The organism is Sphingomonas sp. FW306-05-A, from assembly GCF_058782275.1.
In genome coordinates this window covers 957,676-975,574 of the sequence record NZ_JBYSXN010000001.1, presented here as the reverse complement: position 1 = coordinate 975,574, position 17,899 = coordinate 957,676, and the positions used below count along the sequence as shown (strand labels likewise).

14 protein-coding genes and 1 tRNA gene are annotated in these 17,899 nt (G+C 62.9%); 6 read left to right on the top strand and 9 right to left on the bottom strand.

From position 1 onward, the window contains the following. The first annotated feature begins 30 nt into the window (after positions 1-30). Complete coding sequence (locus AC3WJR_RS04565) at positions 31-939, top strand: LysR substrate-binding domain-containing protein (RefSeq protein WP_492722663.1); 909 nt, start codon at positions 31-33, stop codon at positions 937-939. Between the two features lie 173 nt (positions 940-1,112). After that, complete coding sequence (locus AC3WJR_RS04560) at positions 1,113-2,108, top strand: M48 family metalloprotease (protein WP_492722661.1); 996 nt, start codon at positions 1,113-1,115, stop codon at positions 2,106-2,108. Between the two features lie 64 nt (positions 2,109-2,172). Here the strand turns inward: AC3WJR_RS04560 and AC3WJR_RS04555 are convergent, their stop codons facing one another. After that, positions 2,173-2,430, bottom strand: a complete 258-nt coding sequence (locus tag AC3WJR_RS04555) for a hypothetical protein (protein WP_492722659.1) — start codon at positions 2,428-2,430, stop codon at positions 2,173-2,175. Positions 2,431-2,712: 282 nt separating this feature from the next. Here AC3WJR_RS04555 and AC3WJR_RS04550 point away from each other — a divergent pair, with 282 nt between their 5' ends. From AC3WJR_RS04550 to AC3WJR_RS04540, 3 genes are all read left to right on the top strand, one after another. Next, a complete protein-coding gene (locus AC3WJR_RS04550) occupies positions 2,713-3,600 on the top strand; it encodes an alpha/beta hydrolase (RefSeq protein WP_492722657.1) in 888 nt (295 codons plus the stop codon). Between the two features lie 104 nt (positions 3,601-3,704). Further along, positions 3,705-4,148, top strand: coding sequence for an NIPSNAP family protein (locus tag AC3WJR_RS04545; protein ID WP_492722655.1), 444 nt, complete (start codon positions 3,705-3,707; stop codon positions 4,146-4,148). 851 nt (positions 4,149-4,999) lie between these two features. Further along, complete coding sequence (locus AC3WJR_RS04540) at positions 5,000-7,885, top strand: TonB-dependent receptor (RefSeq protein WP_492722653.1); 2,886 nt, start codon at positions 5,000-5,002, stop codon at positions 7,883-7,885. Between the two features lie 316 nt (positions 7,886-8,201). Here AC3WJR_RS04540 and AC3WJR_RS04535 read toward each other — a convergent pair whose 3' ends face one another. The 4 genes from AC3WJR_RS04535 to AC3WJR_RS04520 all read right to left on the bottom strand — a co-directional run bounded on the left by AC3WJR_RS04535 (position 8,202) and on the right by AC3WJR_RS04520 (position 14,956). Further along, positions 8,202-9,716 carry a tryptophan halogenase family protein gene (locus AC3WJR_RS04535; protein ID WP_492722647.1) on the bottom strand — a complete coding sequence of 505 codons (1,515 nt, stop codon included), beginning with the start codon at positions 9,714-9,716 and terminating at the stop codon, positions 8,202-8,204. Positions 9,717-9,839: 123 nt separating this feature from the next. Next, positions 9,840-12,773 carry a TonB-dependent receptor gene (locus AC3WJR_RS04530; protein WP_492722645.1) on the bottom strand — a complete coding sequence of 978 codons (2,934 nt, stop codon included), beginning with the start codon at positions 12,771-12,773 and terminating at the stop codon, positions 9,840-9,842. A gap of 893 nt (positions 12,774-13,666) precedes the next feature. After that, a tRNA-Gln gene (locus AC3WJR_RS04525) sits at positions 13,667-13,741 on the bottom strand. 63 nt (positions 13,742-13,804) lie between these two features. Next, positions 13,805-14,956 carry a branched-chain amino acid aminotransferase gene (locus AC3WJR_RS04520; protein ID WP_492722643.1) on the bottom strand — a complete coding sequence of 384 codons (1,152 nt, stop codon included), beginning with the start codon at positions 14,954-14,956 and terminating at the stop codon, positions 13,805-13,807. A 72-nt stretch (positions 14,957-15,028) separates the two neighbouring features. On the opposite strand from AC3WJR_RS04520, the gene AC3WJR_RS04515 reads away from it, so the two are divergent. Continuing rightward, on the top strand, positions 15,029-15,517 hold the full coding sequence (locus AC3WJR_RS04515; RefSeq protein WP_492722641.1) for a MarR family transcriptional regulator: 489 nt from the start codon (positions 15,029-15,031) through the stop codon (positions 15,515-15,517). 22 nt (positions 15,518-15,539) lie between these two features. On the opposite strand, the gene proC is transcribed toward AC3WJR_RS04515, so the two are convergent. The 4 genes from proC to AC3WJR_RS04495 form a co-directional block, all read right to left on the bottom strand. Then, positions 15,540-16,319 (bottom strand): pyrroline-5-carboxylate reductase, encoded by a 780-nt coding sequence (gene proC / locus AC3WJR_RS04510; protein WP_492724156.1) that lies wholly within the window; start codon positions 16,317-16,319, stop codon positions 15,540-15,542. A 34-nt stretch (positions 16,320-16,353) separates the two neighbouring features. Next, a complete protein-coding gene (locus tag AC3WJR_RS04505) occupies positions 16,354-16,857 on the bottom strand; it encodes a type III secretion system chaperone family protein (protein ID WP_492722638.1) in 504 nt (167 codons plus the stop codon). A gap of 105 nt (positions 16,858-16,962) precedes the next feature. After that, positions 16,963-17,250 (bottom strand): accessory factor UbiK family protein, encoded by a 288-nt coding sequence (locus AC3WJR_RS04500; protein WP_354280330.1) that lies wholly within the window; start codon positions 17,248-17,250, stop codon positions 16,963-16,965. A 19-nt stretch (positions 17,251-17,269) separates the two neighbouring features. Then, the gene (locus tag AC3WJR_RS04495) at positions 17,270-17,854 is read right to left on the bottom strand and encodes a TspO/MBR family protein (RefSeq protein ID WP_492722635.1); all 585 of its coding nucleotides are present in this window, start codon (positions 17,852-17,854) and stop codon (positions 17,270-17,272) included. Positions 17,855-17,899 lie beyond the last annotated feature (45 nt).

Sequence of the window (17,899 nt, the reverse complement as noted above, 5' to 3'; positions counted from 1 at the left end):
AGGCCGATTGAGACGTTATAGATATTAATCATGGAATTGCGACATTTGCGGTACTTCGTCCAGGTAGCCACCGATCTACACTTTGCGCGGGCGGCGGCACATCTCGGCATATCCCAACCACCACTCAGCCAGCAGATCCGATTGCTCGAGGACGAATTGGGAGTCGTGCTGCTCGAACGCACCAGCCGACGGGTCGCGCTGACGTCGGCAGGGTCGCTGTTTCTGGATGCAGCACGGCGGACGCTTGCGGAGGCCGACCGCGCGGTCCTCATCGCGCGTCGCGCCGGGAATGGCGAACTCGGCGAGCTGAACATCGGCTTCAACGCCTCCGCCCCGTTCATCCCCCAGGTGGCGACCGCCTTATACGCGTTCCGACAGCGCTATCCCGACGTTCAACTGTCGTTGAATGAAGTCGCCGGGACCGCACAGATTCCTGCCATCCGGGACGGCGACCTCGACCTCGGATTCCTGCGAAGCTTCGACCGCCCGGTTGTGCCGCACGGTCTCACCGCGACGCTGATCCTGCGTGAACGGCTCGTCGTCGCGACACGGCCCGATCATCCGCTCGCGACGCGCGCGGGGTTGCACCTGTCCGATTTGGGCGACCAGTCGCTGGTGGTCTACGCAAGCGATCGCAGCGGCGGCTTTACCGAGGCTCTGTTCGACCTGATGCGCGACGCCGGCGTCGAACCCCGGGCTGCACAGCATGTTCGCGAAGTCTCCACGCTGCTCGGCCTGGTGGCCGCCGGCATTGGCGTGACGATCATCGCGGAATCGCTTGCGTCGCTGCAGTCGGCGGGTCTGGTCTACATCCCCTTGCGAGATGATCGCGCGACATCGGCGATGTGGCTGGTCCACGCAGACGCGCCACCGCTACTGACGCGCAACTTTCTGAGCGTCGTCGGAGGTTTGCCAGCGTTCACCCCAACGGGTTGCTGACGCATGCTGCTGATTGACCGATGCAATACGTGCATGGAAGCGCGCGATGCATCGACCGCCATCGTAAGGACGGATTATTCGGCATAACCAGCGTCACAGGAGTTTTTCCTTGTTCTTTCAGCCCAATGGCAATTTAGAATAGCCATCCACCACCGCGGACAAGAGGACATAGTATGAAGCTGGCCATGGCAAGCCTGCTCGTGGGACTGAGCATCGCAAACCCGGCGAATGCGCAACAGGCGAACCGGTCGTCCTCCATTTCGGCAACGGACCGACAGCAGGGCGCTGCTGCCAACCCGCAACTGATCGCGCAGTTCGGCGGGGCCTATACAGGGCCGCAGGCAGCGTTCGTCGAACGCGTCGGCAAGCGCGTGGCGACCCGGTCCGGACTATCCAACGCCACCGGCGATTTCGTCGTCACCACGCTGGACTCGCCCGTGGAAAACGCGTTCGCGATCCCCGGCGGTTACATCTACATAACGCGTCAACTGCTCGCGCTGATGAATTCCGAAGCGGAGCTGGCCTCCGTGCTCGGCCATGAGGTCGGCCATGTCGCGGCACGCCATGCCAACAGTCGCAACACACGCTCGACGATCGGCGCCCTGCTGGCGGCGGGCGCGGCGGCTGTCACCAAGAGCGATGTCGCCAGCCGTGTCGTCGGCACGGGTGCGCAACTCTACACGCTGCGGTACGGCCGTAACCAGGAGTATGAGGCGGATGCGCTCGGCATTCGGTACATGACGGCCGCAGGCTACGACCCCTTTGCCGCCGCCGACATTCTCGGGGCGCTCGATGCCTCCACCAGCCTCAGCGCACAGGCAACCGGGACACCCGCCCGGTCGGTTCCCACCTGGGCGTCGACCCATCCCAATGGCGAAGATCGCGTGCGTCGCGCCGTCGAACTCGCAACGGCGACGGGTAAACCGGAAGTCCAGCCTGTTCAGGACACGGCATTCCTCCGGATGCTCGACGGACTGCCCTATGGTGCAGCGACGGATCGCAAGCTGATCCGCGTCGTCACTGTCCGCTCGGGTGACACGATCGCCTCGCTGTCCGCGCGCATGGCCTTTCCCGACCTGAGGGAGGATCGGTTCTCCACCCTCAACGGCTTGAATCCGGACCAGCCCCTGAAGGTTGGGACGCTCGTGAAGATCGTGGTTGCTGCCTGAGGGACGAGCATGGGGACGCAGCCGCAGGGTGCGGCTGCGTCCCGTTCCGGCCCGCCGGTACCGCCTAGTCGGCCACAGCGTTGACGACGGTCCGGGCGACATCCCGCGCGATCGCGGTGTCGTGCTTCCGCGCGCCGGGTTCGAGATGGAATTTGACCGAAACGATCACGGCGGCAGCGGCCATGGCATTCAGCGAGCCTCGGACGATCGACGCACGCTTCGGACCGCTCAGATGCAACATCGCTTCTACGCCGAGTGCCAGCCCGACGAAGGCAGCGATCTGCCAACGCGTTTCGGTGGCCCGAAGGCTATAGCGAGACACGGCACCTCCAGCGGCGAACGCGGGAACCGATATGGCTAGGGTCGCAAGGGTATGTCGGCCTATCATTCGATCGGTCGTTATCGCATTGCCTGGCCCCTGTCAGGGACTCATCGCGAACGGGCAGGCCGGTTCTAAGGTCGGTTCGTCCGCGCCGCCGCAATTGCCGTGATCCCGAACACGCGCACGAACAGCCTTGGTCGGACATCGCAGTATTGTTCCCGATTGCCGCTTTCCAATGTGACAATACTCCGACAAAACCTGAGTCCGCAGGGAGAAGGTTAGATGGGTATCGAACGCCTGATGGTGGCAATATTGGCCACGTCGCTATCGCCGGTCGCCTTCGCGCAACAGGTAGAACATGGCAGCGGCCCCTACCCCGCACTGATGGAAGAGCGGACGGACCTGCCGGATCACGTGGTTTATCGGCCGGCGGACCTTGCACGATTGGGCCGCAAATCCCTCCCCGTCTATGTGTTCGGCAATGGCGGATGCAGCGCCGACGGCACGAGTTCGCGGAACCATCTGCTCGAAATCGCGTCGCGCGGCTATCTTGTCATCGCGTCGGGCACGTTCCCACGCCCCACGCGACCGGCGCCAACGCCCCCTGCTCCCGGCAAACTCACGGTGGAAACCGAAACGCGGCTGCTGACCGATGCGGTGGATTGGGCACAACGCGAGAACGGACGCGTTGGCAGCCCCTTCCGGGGGCGCATCGCAACGACCAGGATCGCGGTTTCCGGCTGGAGTTGTGGCGGATTGCAGGCGCTGACCGCGGCACAGGACCCGCGAGTCACCACCGCCGTCGTCATGAACAGCGGCTTTTTCAAAGACGGCCCCAACCCGCTCAACGGCGTCGTCTCGGACAAGGCACTGCTCGCCACACTGCACGGATCGATCCTGTATGTGTTGGGAGGCCCGACCGACATCGCCTATGCCAACGGCACCGACGATTACCGGCGGCTAGGCACGATCCCGGCGGCTCTGGTGAACATTCCGGTAGGGCATGGCGGCACCTACATGCAGCCCCACGGCGGCATCGCTGCGGAAGTCGTGACGGCGTGGCTGGACTGGAAGCTCAAGGGCTCGAAAAGCGCGAAAACACGGTTTGTCGGTGCCGCTTGCGGCTTCTGCCGGGACAGCAGGCTTACGCTGGAACGTAAAAACCTTTGAATCCCATTTGCCTCGTTCGACCGTTGCCGTGCTTCCCGAACCCCGGCGTTGCGGAGAACACACGAGCGGGGTACGCCAAGGCCTTCTTGATCAAGGACACATTCATGCGCTTTGCCCTCGCCTGTCTGGCGCTCTGCGTTTCCACCGTCCCGGTATCTGCGCAGGTGACTGCAGCAAACGCCGCTGCGGCAGATTCGAAGGCGCTGATCTACGAACTGCGCACCTATTATCCCGCGCCGGGCAAACTCGCCGCTTTGAATGCGCGTTTCCGCGAACACACGCTCGGGCTGTTCAAGAAGCACGGGATGCGCAACGTCGCTTATTGGAACGAGATGCCCGCCGAAGCCTCGCCCGAGGGCCGTGTGATCTATGTGCTGGCCTATCCCAGCCGCGCCGCGCGCGACGCCAGTTGGAAGGCGTTCACCGAAGATCCGGAATGGCGCACGGTGGCTGCAGCCTCCGAAGTGGGCGGCAAGCTCGTCACGAAGGTCGACAGTGTGTTCATGACGATGACGGACTATTCGCCGCCGCTCCCGTTGGCGCGCTGACCGCCACGATTGGCGGTCCTACAGTACGGCCGTGCCAGGCTCGGCGCGGCCGTTAGACGGTTTCGACCATGCGAGACGTCGCGGGCAGACGTGCGCTTCGAGGCCACTCCATCCGAAACCGCAGCGGCGTCGGTTCCACAAACCCGTCGCTCTGCGGCGTGGTATCGATCGATCGCGGTTCGGGAGCACCTGATCCCCCTGCATCACAGAGCCTCCACAACGTCCGTCATGCCCCCGAAACGCCCCACCGCGTCGGCAAAAGCAGCGCGATATGTAATCCTTTACATTCTTAATAAACGTACATACTCAGTCACTAACGGCGGCACGAAGAGGTCGCAAAAGGAGGGGCTGGCATGGTCAGAACAGACGCTGCTATCAGATGCACATGCGCGATCGCGCGCCGCAACCGACCGGGTTCGGTCTATCGATCGCGCACGGCGTGCATGCCATTTCTGACAAAGCCGTCTCTCTGGATGGGCGCCGCAAACGTCGCCGCACCAGAACCCGCATGTTTAGCAGCCCCCCGCACTAATCCGATGCCACCATACGCGCGAATGGCGTGGCTGTGCGATCGCGCGCGTGCGCGCTCGTTGCCGATCAACACGGCAAGGTAACCAGCCGCCGCGGCGGCGTTTTCCTACCCCGGCATCGTGCGGGGCAAATATGGAACTTCGCCATCTCGTTCATCGAAGAAACGCTGGGCAGCGACAAAGCTGTCAAACCGACAATCAGTACAGGCATTGGATTGATTACGACTGCGTGACTTCGAAACAACCGATCATCGAGCAACCATAAGCTCGGGATAACTAAAAACCGAATGGGCTTGTTTTGCCCTACACTGGGAGAGGATTATGAAGTTTCGTTCCGCACGAGCCTGTCTGCTGCTCGGCAGTGCGCTTGTCACCATGCCGGCGTTTGCGCAGGATGTGACCGCGCCGACCCCCGGATCTGTCCAGGACAACCCCACCGGCCAACCGCAGGAACCAACCTCGACGGCCGCCGAACCGGGCCAGGACGCCCCTGCCCCTGGTGAGGATATCGTCGTCACCGGCATCCGCAGCAGCCTTGCCAATTCGGCGCGTGTGAAGCGCGACGCACAGCAGATCGTCGACAGCATCAGCGCAGAAGACGTCGGCAAATTTCCGGACTCCAACATCGCTGAATCGCTCCAGCGCATCACCGGCGTCGCGATCGACCGATCGGGCGGCGAAGGACAGTTCATCACCGTTCGCGGTCTCGGGCCGGAATTCAACACCGTCCTGGTCAATGGTCGCGTCATGGCAACCGACAATCCGGGACGTGAATTCTCGTTCGACGTCCTGTCGTCCAACATGATTCAGCGGACCGACGTGTTCAAGTCGAACGTCCCCGAGCTTCAGGAAGGCGGCATCGGGGCCACGGTCAACATCATCACCGCACGCCCGCTCTCGGGGCGCAGCGGGTTCCACTTCGCAGCGTCGGCCGGTGCGATTTACGATACGCTGCGCAAGAAGGCGGGCCCCGATACATCGGCCACGGCGTCGTGGACCAATCCCGACAAGACCTTTGGCGTTGTGCTGTCGGGCTCGTACACAAATCGCAAGAACCAGGACGATTCCATCGCGATCGACGGCTGGATCAACGGGCGGCCCGACATCATCTCGGTGATCGGCGGCACCCCCACCCTGATCACCGGCGCTGACGCGCGATACCCGCGCTCGGGCAACGTCAACGTCCCCCAGAGCCTGTATTACCAGCGCACGCAGGAACAGCGCGAGCGGATCAACCTTGCGGGGGCCGTCCAGTTCAAGCCGACCGACACGCTCGAATTAACGGTCGACGGCGTGTATTCGAAGTTCAACGTTTCGGGGGAAGTCCGCCGGCTGGATAACTTCCTGGCTGCCCCTTATTACCAGCCGACCTTCGACGGGAACGCAACCGCGACCGGGCTCGGCATGATCGGCGCCGACTTCATTGCGCAGAACCCGCAGTTTCTGGCGGACAACCGCGACCGGCTGACCAACAACGGCCTTAATGCCAAGGTCGACCACGTCTACAACCTGACGAACCGCCAGTCCGAGAGCTATCAGATCGGCGGCAACGTCAAGTGGAACCCGTCGAGCAACATCGAAGTCCGGCTCGACGCGTCGGTCACCGGCGCCAACCGGATCTCGCCCAACCAGTATCTCGTGATCGGCGCGTTGCTGCCGTACAGCTACCAGTTCAACCTGAATCCCGGCGCGCTGCCGACCGTGTCGTTCGACAATTCGATCATCAACGATCCCAACCGGATGCGCCTGCATTACATGGGCATCGACACCAATCGCTCGCGGGATCGCGGCTCGGAATATCACCTCGATACGAAATATCAGGTCGAAGGTTCGATCCTGAAGTCCGTCCTGATCGGCGGCTCCTATACCGAGCGGCGCAAGATCAACCGCTCGTTCAACAACAGCGATTCGAGCTGCACCTATTGCGGATATCAGACCCCGATCGCCGCAGGACTGCTGGAATCCTACGACTGGCGTAACTTCCAGGGCGGCGGCCGGAACATCCCACCCTCGCTGTTCCAGTTCGACCCGCAGGCGTTCCTCGCCTATCTCAATGACCCGGCGACCTTGTCGATCCCGACCAACGGCCGCACGCCCGCGCAACAGGCTGCGTTCGCACAACAGGCGCTCGCGCTACCGGGCGGACCGTTCGGAGTCCGCGAGCAGCTTCGCGGCACGGTCAACGTCCAGGAGCGCCTGACCGCGGGCTATATCAACATGCAATTCGGCGGCCCGCGCTGGTCGGGCAACGTCGGCGTCCGCGTCATCCGGACGCAGGTGACGTCGTCGGGCTTCGACACCCCCGTCACGAGCATCGCCAACACGCCGGGCGACGACACGCTGCAGTACACCTATGGGCCACCCACGGCGGTCTCGGTAAGCAACAGCTACGTCAACGCGCTGCCCTCGGCGAACATCCGGTACAACGTCTCCGACAAGCTGCTCGCGCGTGCTGCGTTCTCGCAGACGGTCACCCGCCCGACGCTGACCGATCTTGGCGTCAACAACGACTTCGGTGGCCGCATCTCGGTGCCGCAGTCGAGCGGCGGCAATCCGAACCTGCTGCCATTCCGCTCGACCAACTACGACGTCTCGGTCGAATGGTACGTTACCCCCGTCAGCTATTTCAGCGTCGGCGCATTCTACAAGGAGCTTAGCGACTTCCTCGAACTCCAGACGCTCCCGGTCAATCGGTTCGGCCGTACGTTCCAGGATACCCGCACGCAGAACGGCCAAACCGGCTACATCCGCGGCGTAGAAGTGGGCGCGCAATATGCGTTCGACTGGCTGCCGGGCTTCGCATCGGGCTTCGGCGTCACCGGCAACTACACCTACGTCAACAGCAAGGTGGAACGCGACCAGACGCTCGCCGACTATGACTGCGGTTACAACGGCCTGTCCCCGCATTCGGCCAACGGCAGCGTGTTCTACGAAAAGTTCGGCATCTCGGCGCGCACGTCCTACAACTGGCGGTCGGATTATCTGCGGCAATGCCGGTCGAGCCAGGGACGCCCGCGCAACCGGTCGTCCTACGGCCAGCTCGACTTCAACGTGGCCTATGACCTGACCCGCAACTTTCAGGTCTATGTGCAGGGCGTCAACGTGACCAACACGAAGGTCGACGAATGGTCGGCAATCGAGGACCGGTTCCTGCTGCTCCAGGAAACGGGTTCGCGCTACAACTTCGGCGTGCGGGTGAAGTTCTGACGCCGCGTAGCTGATTAAGCCGATGGGGTCCCGACCGGCGCTTCTCGTGCGCCTGGTCGGGACTATTCGCGCCACGCCGTAGCCAATCTATTTGGAGCGCCCAACCGTCACGCTGCGGATGCGAAATGTTACCCATCCAGTTAAACATCGATCCGTCCAAGGCCTTCAACTCCTGCGTGGTACAGGCGAGCTTGAAGCGGTCAGCTTGCGCCCGTGACAGCGCCTGACCCGGCGTCGGCCCGACCTGCAGGCAATAGCGTCGCCGTCGCTGGGATCGCCAATCCTGCCCCGACGAGCATCCGGCGCGTCAGCTTCGTCATCGTTTCGGCTCCCGGCGCGCGGGGGCGGCACGCGCGCCGGTCAGGAAGTCGGCATGGCTCGGCAGCGTCGCGCTGCCCTGCCACAGCACCGCGCGCATCCGCTGCAGCTGGGTACGGACGTGATCCTCGGGCAGCATGTCGGCGAGCGGATCGTGTCCGCGCGGCACCAGCCCCTGGCCCAGCATCACCGAAACCCAGCTCGTGTCGCGGAACAGCTCGCCGGGCTCGAGGATGACCCGCCCGAGATTGGCGAACACCGCCATACGCTCGCTGAGGCTGTCGGGGATCGCCATCGCGCGGGTGTGCCGCCAGAACGGCGTGTCGTCGCGCCGCGTCTGCTTGTAATGCAGAATGACGAAATCGCGCACCTGCTCGACCTCTTCGCGCATCAGCCGGTTATAGAGATCGATCTCCGGCTGCGCGAAGCCGTTGCCGGGGAACAGCGACATCAGCGTGACGATGCCGCGCTGGATCAAATGGATACTGGTCGACTCTAGCGGCTCGATGAAGCCTGACGCCAGCCCCAAAGCAACGACGTTCTTGTTCCATGACAGACGTCTGCGTCCGGTAGTGAAGTGGAGTTTGCGCGGGTCGGCAAGTGTCGGCGCATCGAGCCCGGCGCGCAATTGTGCCTCGGCGGTGTCGTCGTCGATGAAGTCGCTGCAATAGACGTGGCCGTTGCCCACGCGGTGCTGCAGCGGGATTCGCCAGCGCCAACCCGCACTCTCGGCATGCGACCGGGTGAAAGGCGGCGGCGGCCCCACGACCTCGGTGGGCACCGCAAGCGCGCGGTTCATCGGCAACCAGTGCGACCAGTCAAGATAGCCGGTGCCAAGCGCCTGTTCGATCAGCACCCCGCGGAACCCCGAACAGTCGATATAGAGATCCGCCTTGAGGCTTCGGCCATCAGCCAGCTCGACGCGATCGACGAAGCCGCTTTCGGGGTCGAGCGGCGCGTTGATGATCCGACCTTCGACCTGCATCGCGCCATTGCCCAGCGCCAAGTCACGCAGCAGCGCGGCATACAGCGCTGCGTCGAAGTGCAGCGCGTAGGATATTCGCGATAAAACGTTGCGCGGGTCGTCGCTCGGGCGACCGAACTTGCCGGCATAGGCTGCGAGCGTGCAGAGAGAATAATCGGGCAGAGCGCCTTCTTGGGTGCGCAGCCAGTGCTGGTGGAACGCGACCCCGCCAAGATCGGCACCATGGCTGCCGAACGGATGAAAATAGCGCTCGCCAAGCGCCCCCCAGTCGGAAAATTCGATCCCGAGCTTGTAGGTAGCCTGGGTCCGGCGAACGAGCTCATCCTCGTCCAGTCCAAGCAGCGCGTTAAGCTGGAGGATCGGCGGGATCGTCGCCTCGCCGACGCCGACCGTGCCGATCTCGGCGGATTCGACCACGGTTACCGCCACGGCTTCGGGCGCAAAGCTCCTTGAGATAACCGCCGCCGCCATCCAGCCAGCGGTTCCACCGCCGACGATCAGCACGCTCCTCACCGGCTGATCATGCATCGCTTCCCCCGTCTCGTTTGCGTCCCAATCATTGACGTCACATCGGAAAGAGTCGGCGACCACGGGTCTTGTGGCCGCCATGAAGAGAAAGCGTTCATCCGTCCGTTCGGTCACTGCAAGCCATCACAGCCCCACGCGCAATCGCAGCGATACACGTCGATCGTTGATCTGGTAATTCCGCAGATACTGCTCCTGGCTTTGGTAGCTGTAGTTGACGGTATCGATAAGGTTCTGTCCGTCCAGGGTCAGCGATATCCGCTTAGTGAAATCGTAACTGATCGATGCGTCGAGCGATCCGTATGCCTTGAAGTAGATCGGCAATGTCGCCGCGCCCACTTCACTCAGGGAATCAAGGAACTTGTCACGCCAGTTATAGGCAACACGCGCATTGATGCCATATTTGTCGTACAGCGCGATCAGATTATAGCTGTTGCGGGACAGGTTGATCAGTGGAACCGCGGTCTGCGTTTGCGCGCCGAGCGACCCTGAAGTGAAGTTCCCTGCATTGCTGTCCGCCAGCGTGTAGTTCGCAGCCACGCCAAGTCCGGAGAGTGCTCCCGGCAGGAAATCAAAGAATTTCTGCCCGGCGATTTCGAAGCCCTGGACATAGCCCTTGGTGACGTTGGTCACCGCCGATACGTTGAACTGCACGACACCAACGGTCTGCACCGTTTCCGTCCGCAAAAACGTCCGCGTCGCAATGAGATCGCGCAGGTCCTTGCGGAACCCGGTAATCGAAATGAAACCCGCCCGCTGGAAATACCATTCGAGCGCCGCGTCGAACGAGGTGACCCGCTCTGGCTTCAGGTCGGGATTGCCGGATACCGAGCCTGATCCCTGATACGGGTTGGTCGTCGCGTTATAAGGCTGGCCGGGATTGATCGTCTGCGGCGTCGCGTCGGACCCATTGTACGTTGGGGACAGCGTGAAGCTGGGGTTGAGTTGGTTGAAGGTCGGCCGGAAGATATTTTTGGAGAACGCCAGGCGCGCCTGCAGCTTCGGCGACAAGTGGAAGCGCAGGTTGAGGCTGGGCAGCCAGTAGGAATATTTGCGCCCGCCATTGAACGCCTGAACCACTGATTCACTGGTCGGGTTTTCGCCGCCGGAAGTACGATAGCTCAGGACCTGAAAGCCTTGCCCGCTTTCGCTGGTGCGGACGTACCGTACGCCCGCGTTGCCATCGAAGTCGAGCCCAGCCAGCGACGTCCCGAAGGCCGCGCGGAGATAGCCCGCATAATCGTCTTCCTCGACCGAACTCGTGGTCGACTTGGTCGGATCGTCGAGCGAGGCGAACCCGATGGTTTGCCCGCTGATCTCTTTGATATGCGCAAACGCGGACTCGGGGTGGAGCGCATCGTACAGGTTCCATTGCAGCACCGACCCGAAGACCGAATTGGCGCCGGCCCCGCGCAATAATGTAGCCTGTGCGGGGTTGACCTGGACGAACTGCGAAAAATCCGAAACCTTGTAGCAATTCGCCGCGCTCGACCAATTGGCGCACGTGCCGCCGATCGTCTGCCAGTTGTTGATGTTGGTCTCGCGGTTGATTGCGGTCTTGCCGCTATACCGGCCACCTGTTGTCAGCGACTTCAGGAAGCCGCCGTCGTCGAAATCCCATGTCAGGTCGGCACGGACGCTGTCGCCGGTGGCGGTGTTCTTGGTTCGCGTCGGCTGGACCGCGGTGAAGCCGTAGTTGGCCGGATTGGCAAAGAAATCGGAAGGCTTGCCGGTTGCCGGATCGGTCGCAAGCTGGGTCGGGAACTTGCCGCGATTGTCGAAGGTGTAATTGTAGGTCGAATTGAACACTCCGGCCGCGCCCGTCGTCGTGGTGTAGGGGTTGATCGTCAGGTTCAGCGAGTCCTGATCGACTCGCGCGTCGATGTGCTGATAATCGACACCGAGATGCAGCCGCTGCGTGATCGTCCATTTTGCACCGGTCGAATAATCGGTCGTACGGGTTTTACGGTTGGCACCATAGGTGACCGTGGAGCCGCCCGGGCTGACCAGCGAGCCAGACGTCGCCACGCCATTCTCGACGGTGTAGGCGCCCGTCGGGACGGCGCCATCGTCGGTCGCGAAGTAGGATACGCCGGTGTCGGTGAAGTGGTAATCGCTCGTGAAAACCTGGGCATAGGCCTCAAGATTGGCTGACGGTCGCCATTGCAGCACCGCCGAGCCGCTGATCCTCCGGCGGTCGCCTTCCGCAACGTTGAAGCCACCGCCCTTCTGAACCTGGACGTTCTGGGTAGCATATCCCGGCACCGGCGAGGATTGGACCGGCGAACCGTCCGGGCTCGGGTTCGGCCCGTGATACAAATATGGCTCGACCTGATCGAGATCCTGTCGGAACGCCGTCGTGCCATAGGAACCGTTGAGCAGGAAGCCGATCTCGCCAAGTCCGGTCTGCCAGCGATTGCTATATAACCCGGATCCACCGTAGCCATATTTCTTGGCGAGGTCGAAGCGCGTTACCGACGCCGTTGCCGAAGCGATCTGTCCCGGCGCGTCGAACGGACGGCGCGTGCGCAAGTCGATCGTGCCGCCCAGCGATCCTTCGATCAATTCGGCCGAAGCGTTCTTGTAGACATCGATGCGGGATAGAAGATCCGGCCCGACGTCCTCGAACGACAGCCCCACGCCACCGTTAGCGGAAAAGATGTCGTGACCGTTCAGTTCGGTACGCACTTCGCTCAACCCACGGATCGCAACGGCGCTGCCCTCGCCAAGGTTGCGTTGGATCTGGATGCCGGGGATGCGCTGCAGGGATTCCGCAATGTTCGTATCGGGGAACTTGCCGATGTCCTGAGCGGTGATCGAATCCACGAGCTGCTCGGAATTCTGCTTGATCGCCTGCGCGGAGGCGAGGCTGCCACGCAATCCGGTCACGACAATATCATCGGGTTCGTCAGTCGGCTCGACCTGTAATGCAGTTGCCGGCGTTGCGGTGGCGTTGGCCTGCGAAGCGGGCTTAGTCTGTGCCCGTGCCGGGGCGGCAAGACCGCAAATCGCCATCGCAAGCCCAGAGACGCCAGCCAATATACGTGAGTCGTTCCTCATCGGATCCCCTCCCCCATTGTCCCTTTACGGGCTCAGGGACTTTATACTCGACATCCTCACCTATGAAAACATGAATTTATAAGTGCTAAACAGAAGAAGAAAGACAATGTAAGCAGCCATCTACATACAGAACCGTACACTACGTAGATTTTAATTGTGGAACTCCGAACCTACGTGTGAAAACGAAGTGGCTATTGGATCGGCGCGCGATGTGGTCGGGGCGTAGCAGACGGCGAGGACGCAACGCGACTTGTGCGTCAGCACGACGGAACATCTTGGCGTACATTCTACTGAGAGCACCCCCGTCATTACGACGACGAGTTCTATCCAAAGCTCGACATTCCCATGACGGCGCAATCCGGCCTGCGCTGACCTCTAACGCTACAAACGCACCGAGCCGTTCGTCTATACGCGCCGAACTGGTACATCACCGCCCCGCCCTGTCATCAGCGTGGCTGAAGCGGACCCGCAACCCCCATCGACGGCTATTCGCCCGTTCTGCTTTAGTCGCACGGCCGCGGCCGATACGTGACGTCGATCACAGCTTCGTCGCGCAGTCACGACGGCTCGAGGCGGTTTACCACTGTGAGAATCGCGGGACCGAAGCGTTTCCCCGAAAAACAATTTAGTGCAGCTTCAGCAAGGCGTGCTCAGGGGCTTCGACTTGCTTCCCTGGCGAACCTATACTTCGCGCGATACCTGGTTTGCGCGTTCACCCTCGGCGAGCGGACAGATCGGTCTTTCGAAGACTAGGTCCTATCGTCATAGACTTACCATCGTGAACGCACAGCGTGCAGCGCCAGTAAATAGCAGTGCCGCGTCGTCGACATTCTGAATGGCCGAATCCGGCAGATCTCTTGATCTATCGAATACCATCAATGCGATAGGAAAACTGGCTGGGGCGGCAGGGTTCGAACCTGCGAATGGCGGCATCAAAAGCCGCTGCCTTACCACTTGGCGACGCCCCAATCCGGGAGCGCAGGCCTTTAAGCTGCGCGTGCCCCGTTGCAAACCGAAAAAACGCTTCAGCCCTAGATTACCCGCTCCAGCCAGCCATGCGGATCGGGCGCGACGCCGCGTTGCAGGTCGATCAACGCCTGGCGCAAGCGACACGTCGTCTCCCCCGCCCCGCCGTCCGCGATGTCGAACGCACCGTCGACCAGCTTCATCGTGCCGATCGGCGTGACGACCGCAGCGGTCCCACACGCGAATGCCTCGCGCAGCCGCCCGCTCGCCGCATCGGCGCGGCACTGGTCGATCGCATAGGGCTCCTCGCGCACCGTCAGCCCCATGTCGCGCGCGAGCGTGATCAGCGAATCCCGCGTAATCCCGGGCAGGATCGTGCCGGTCAGCGGCGGGGTCTGGATCGTGCCGTCGTCGAACACGAAGAAGATGTTCATCCCCCCCAGTTCCTCGATCCAACGCCGCTCGACCGCGTCGAGGAACAGCACCTGATCGCACCCCTGGCGCGTTGCCTCGGCCTGCGCGATCAGACTGGCGGCGTAATTGCCGCCGCACTTGGCCGCCCCGGTGCCGCCGGGCGCAGCGCGCGTGTAATCCTGCGAAACCCACAGCGTCACCGCAGGAGCCCCGCCCTTGAAATAGGCACCGACCGACGAGGCGATCACCGCGTACAGATATTCGGTCGACGGCTTGACGCCGAGGAACACCTCGCTCGCGATCATGAACGGGCGCAGGTACAGCGCACCGCCGTCGATGTCCGGGATCCAGTCGGCTTCCTGCCGGACGATCGCGCGCACCGACTCGACGAACAGATCCTCTGGCAGCGGCACCATCGCCATCCGCTCCGCCGACGACCGGAAGCGCGCGGCGTTGGCGGTCGGGCGGAAGAGCGCGGCCCCGCCGTCGGGCAGCCGGTACGCCTTCATCCCCTCGAAGATCTCCTGCGCATAATGCAGCACCGCCGACGCACTATCCATCGTGAAGGGCGCGCGTGCGGTGATCTTGGCATCGTGCCAGCCTTCCGCTTCGCTGTAGCGGATTGTCACCATGTGATCGGTGAAGACCTTGCCGAACCCCGGGTTGACGAGCTGCGCGGCGCGCTCGTTTGCCGCGATCGGGGCTGCGTTGGGTTCGAAGGCGAATTTCGGCGGCGATGCCGACGCGCCATCGGACGACGTATCAGCAAGCGGCGCGTTGGCGAGCGTATCGGTGTGCGACATGATATCCTTGCGACATATTGCGACAATTTGGGGGTTGAAGGGGTGTACGGGACGCGTCAAACGCGGTCAACAATGGCCACCGCAATCGCTTCTGCCTCGCCGCTCTTCCTCCGCGAACCCGAAATTCGTCGCGGCATGGAATTGCTATACTTCGCACAAAGCACGCTTGCCCGCGCGACCGAGGCGCGTCTCGGCGAAATGGGTCTGGGTCGGGCGCATCACCGCGCGATGTACTTTATCGCGCGGCATCCGGATCTTACCGTCAGCGCATTGCTGAGCCTGCTCGGCATCACCAAGCAGTCGCTCGGGCGCGTGCTCAACGAACTGGTCGACCGCGAACTGGTCGAGACTCGCGTCGGCGAACGCGATCGTCGCCAGCGACTGCTCCGCTTGTCCGCAACCGGCGCGGCACTCGAACAGGAACTGTTCGAGATGGTGCGCGAACACTGGTCGCGTGCCTATGCGCGCGCCGGGCAAAATGCGGTGACGGGGTTCTGGTCGGTCATGGAAGGCATGATCGGCGAAGACGGCCTCACCCGCCTCTCGGGACCTCAGGAATGATACCGCATCCCTAGCGCGGACGTCAGGTCCGTGCCGCCGCCGCCATTTCGGCGTTGCGCCGCGTCGCGGCCGCGATGGTCTCGCGTAAAAGATGATCTAGCGCGGCATCGGCATCGAGCACGTCGAGCCCCTTGCGGGTCGACCCACCGGGGCTAGCCACCTGATCCGCCAGTGCCCCCGGCGCTACGGTCGCTGCCGCCGCGAGCAAACCCGCCCCTTCGACCGTCGCGAGCGCAAGCCGTTCCGCCTGATCTTGCGGCAACCCCTGCGTGACCCCTGCGGCCGCGAGCGAGTCGATGAAGCGATACAGGAATGCAGGCCCGCTTCCGGCCAGCGCGGTGACCGCGTCGAACTGCGCCGGCGCGACCCACTCGACCAGACCGAGCGGCTGCATCAATTGTTCAACCTGCAGGCGCACGGATGCTGATGCGCCGGCACTGTCGAGCGCAACGACACCCTTGCCGATCGCCACCGGCAGATTGGGCATCGCCCGAACGATCGCGCCAGCCTCGAACCGCGCGGACAAGGCCGCTTCCTCGACCCCGGCAAGGACCGATACGATCACCCCCACCCCCGCCAGGCGTGTGGCAAAGCGCGCAGCGATGTCATCGACCTGCTGCGGCTTCATCGCGAGGATCACGACATCGGGTAAAGGCCCGTCCGGCAGATCGCGTGCCTGCCGCACCCCCTCGGGGAGCGCGCGATCGGACCGGTTGACCACATCGACGTCGCTACCCGCCACTACGCCGCTCGCGATCCAGCGGCGCAGCATCGCACCGCCCATATTGCCGCATCCGATCATCCAGATCCGGCCCACGCGGGTCTCGCTCACAGGCTCAGGCTTCGCCCTGGGTTTCGGTCATCGCCGCGGCGAGCGCTTCCTTGGGGGTCTTGCCGCCCCACAGGATGAACTGGAACACCGGGTAAAAACGCTCGCACTCGTCGATCGCGCTTTCCACCATCAGTTCGGCCGATCCCAGCGACAAGGTGCCGCCATCGCCGTCGATCATCGCGGCGTGACGGTACAGCAGAATGCCGCTCGACGACCACAATTCGAAATGGCCGACCCACAGCTGCTCGTTGATCAGCCCGATCGCCTCGTACATCGCCGCGCGCTTGTCGTCGGTAACCTTGATGTCCGGGAACGCGAGGAACTGGATGACGCCGTCCTCGTCGCGCCACAGCGCGCGCAACTCATATTGCGCCCAACTGCCCTTGACCTTGGCGATGACCTCGTCGTCCTGCCGCTCGTAATCCCAGCCGTGTGCCGCGAAATAGCTCTCGAGCATGTCGATCGGGGCCGCATCGTCACGGTCGAAATCGGCTTCATCCAACACCATTACGAGCCCTCCGTCCGCGTTACGGTCGAAAGGGTGGCCGCTCGGGCGCGACGACACAAGCGATAGGTGGGAACGCCCGGCGAATTTCCTGTGGATAAAATGAGGTCAGACTCCGGTTGCGGGGCTCGAAGGCGGCGTGGTCGTGGTGCCAGCCGACTTGGCCTCGAGCGCATCAAGCCGCGCGCGGAGTGCATCGGCTTCGTCACGCGCGGCGGTCGCCATCGCCTTCACCACTTCGAACTCGTCGCGCGAGACGAAATCGAGGCCACCGATCCATTCGCGCGCGCGCGACCGTGCACCGGCCTCGGCTTCGCGCCCGACGCCCGCGAGAGTGCCGGCCGCGCCGTTGATGAACTTGGCGAAATCATCGAAGATCTTGTTGTCGGCTTGCATCTGGGGATTCCAATCGAACTTATGTCGCAATAATCTGGGTGGTCGTCGAACCCGGTGCAAGGGTTTCCACCCCGGGGTTGAGCGCCAGAATCTCGTAGTTGAGATACGCCGCGAACAGCAACCAGGCAAGATACGGGACCAGCAGCACCGCGGCGAGCCCGCGCACCTGCGAGAACAGGATCGTCATCAGCATCGTCACGCCGAACATCAGGCCGACCAGCACGAGCGCGAACACCACCTGATGCAGCCCGAAAAACAGCGGCGACCAGGACAGGTTGATCACCAGTTGCGCAAAGAACACGATCAGCGCGGGGGTCCGCAGCCGCGCCCCGCGCGCATTGAGGATCATCGCCAGCGCGATTCCCAGGATCACGTAGAGCAACGACCAGGCGACCGGGAAAACCCAGTCGGGTGGATTGAACGCCGGCTTGTTCAGCGCGGCGTACCACGCATTGCTCTTGCCGGTGGGCGCAAGCTGCGCCGCACCAAAGCCGAGCAGCAGCATCCCCGGCACCGTCAACGCGGTCCAGCGCAGGAAGGACGCGCGCAACTGTTTCTGCGACACGATGCTGCCCGCCATGTTCCCCGCCGTGTTTGTGGCCATCTCGCGCCCTCTCCTCGTTCAACCTCACCGACCGGACGTGCTGTA

Excerpts from the sequence above, each read along its gene's own strand:
- AC3WJR_RS04565 (WP_492722663.1), top strand. The coding sequence starts at position 31 with ATGGAATTGCGACATTTGCGGTACTTCGTCCAGGTAGCCACCGATCTA.
- AC3WJR_RS04560 (WP_492722661.1), top strand. The coding sequence starts at position 1,113 with ATGAAGCTGGCCATGGCAAGCCTGCTCGTGGGACTGAGCATCGCAAAC.
- AC3WJR_RS04550 (WP_492722657.1), top strand. The coding sequence starts at position 2,713 with ATGGGTATCGAACGCCTGATGGTGGCAATATTGGCCACGTCGCTATCG.
- AC3WJR_RS04545 (WP_492722655.1), top strand. The coding sequence starts at position 3,705 with ATGCGCTTTGCCCTCGCCTGTCTGGCGCTCTGCGTTTCCACCGTCCCG.
- AC3WJR_RS04540 (WP_492722653.1), top strand. The coding sequence starts at position 5,000 with ATGAAGTTTCGTTCCGCACGAGCCTGTCTGCTGCTCGGCAGTGCGCTT.
- AC3WJR_RS04535 (WP_492722647.1), bottom strand. The coding sequence starts at position 9,716 with ATGCATGATCAGCCGGTGAGGAGCGTGCTGATCGTCGGCGGTGGAACC.
- AC3WJR_RS04530 (WP_492722645.1), bottom strand. The coding sequence starts at position 12,773 with ATGAGGAACGACTCACGTATATTGGCTGGCGTCTCTGGGCTTGCGATG.
- AC3WJR_RS04520 (WP_492722643.1), bottom strand. The coding sequence starts at position 14,956 with ATGTCGCACACCGATACGCTCGCCAACGCGCCGCTTGCTGATACGTCG.
- AC3WJR_RS04515 (WP_492722641.1), top strand. The coding sequence starts at position 15,029 with ATGGCCACCGCAATCGCTTCTGCCTCGCCGCTCTTCCTCCGCGAACCC.
- proC (WP_492724156.1), bottom strand. The coding sequence starts at position 16,319 with ATGATCGGATGCGGCAATATGGGCGGTGCGATGCTGCGCCGCTGGATC.
- AC3WJR_RS04505 (WP_492722638.1), bottom strand. The coding sequence starts at position 16,857 with ATGGTGTTGGATGAAGCCGATTTCGACCGTGACGATGCGGCCCCGATC.
- AC3WJR_RS04500 (WP_354280330.1), bottom strand. The coding sequence starts at position 17,250 with ATGCAAGCCGACAACAAGATCTTCGATGATTTCGCCAAGTTCATCAAC.
- AC3WJR_RS04495 (WP_492722635.1), bottom strand. The coding sequence starts at position 17,854 with ATGGCCACAAACACGGCGGGGAACATGGCGGGCAGCATCGTGTCGCAG.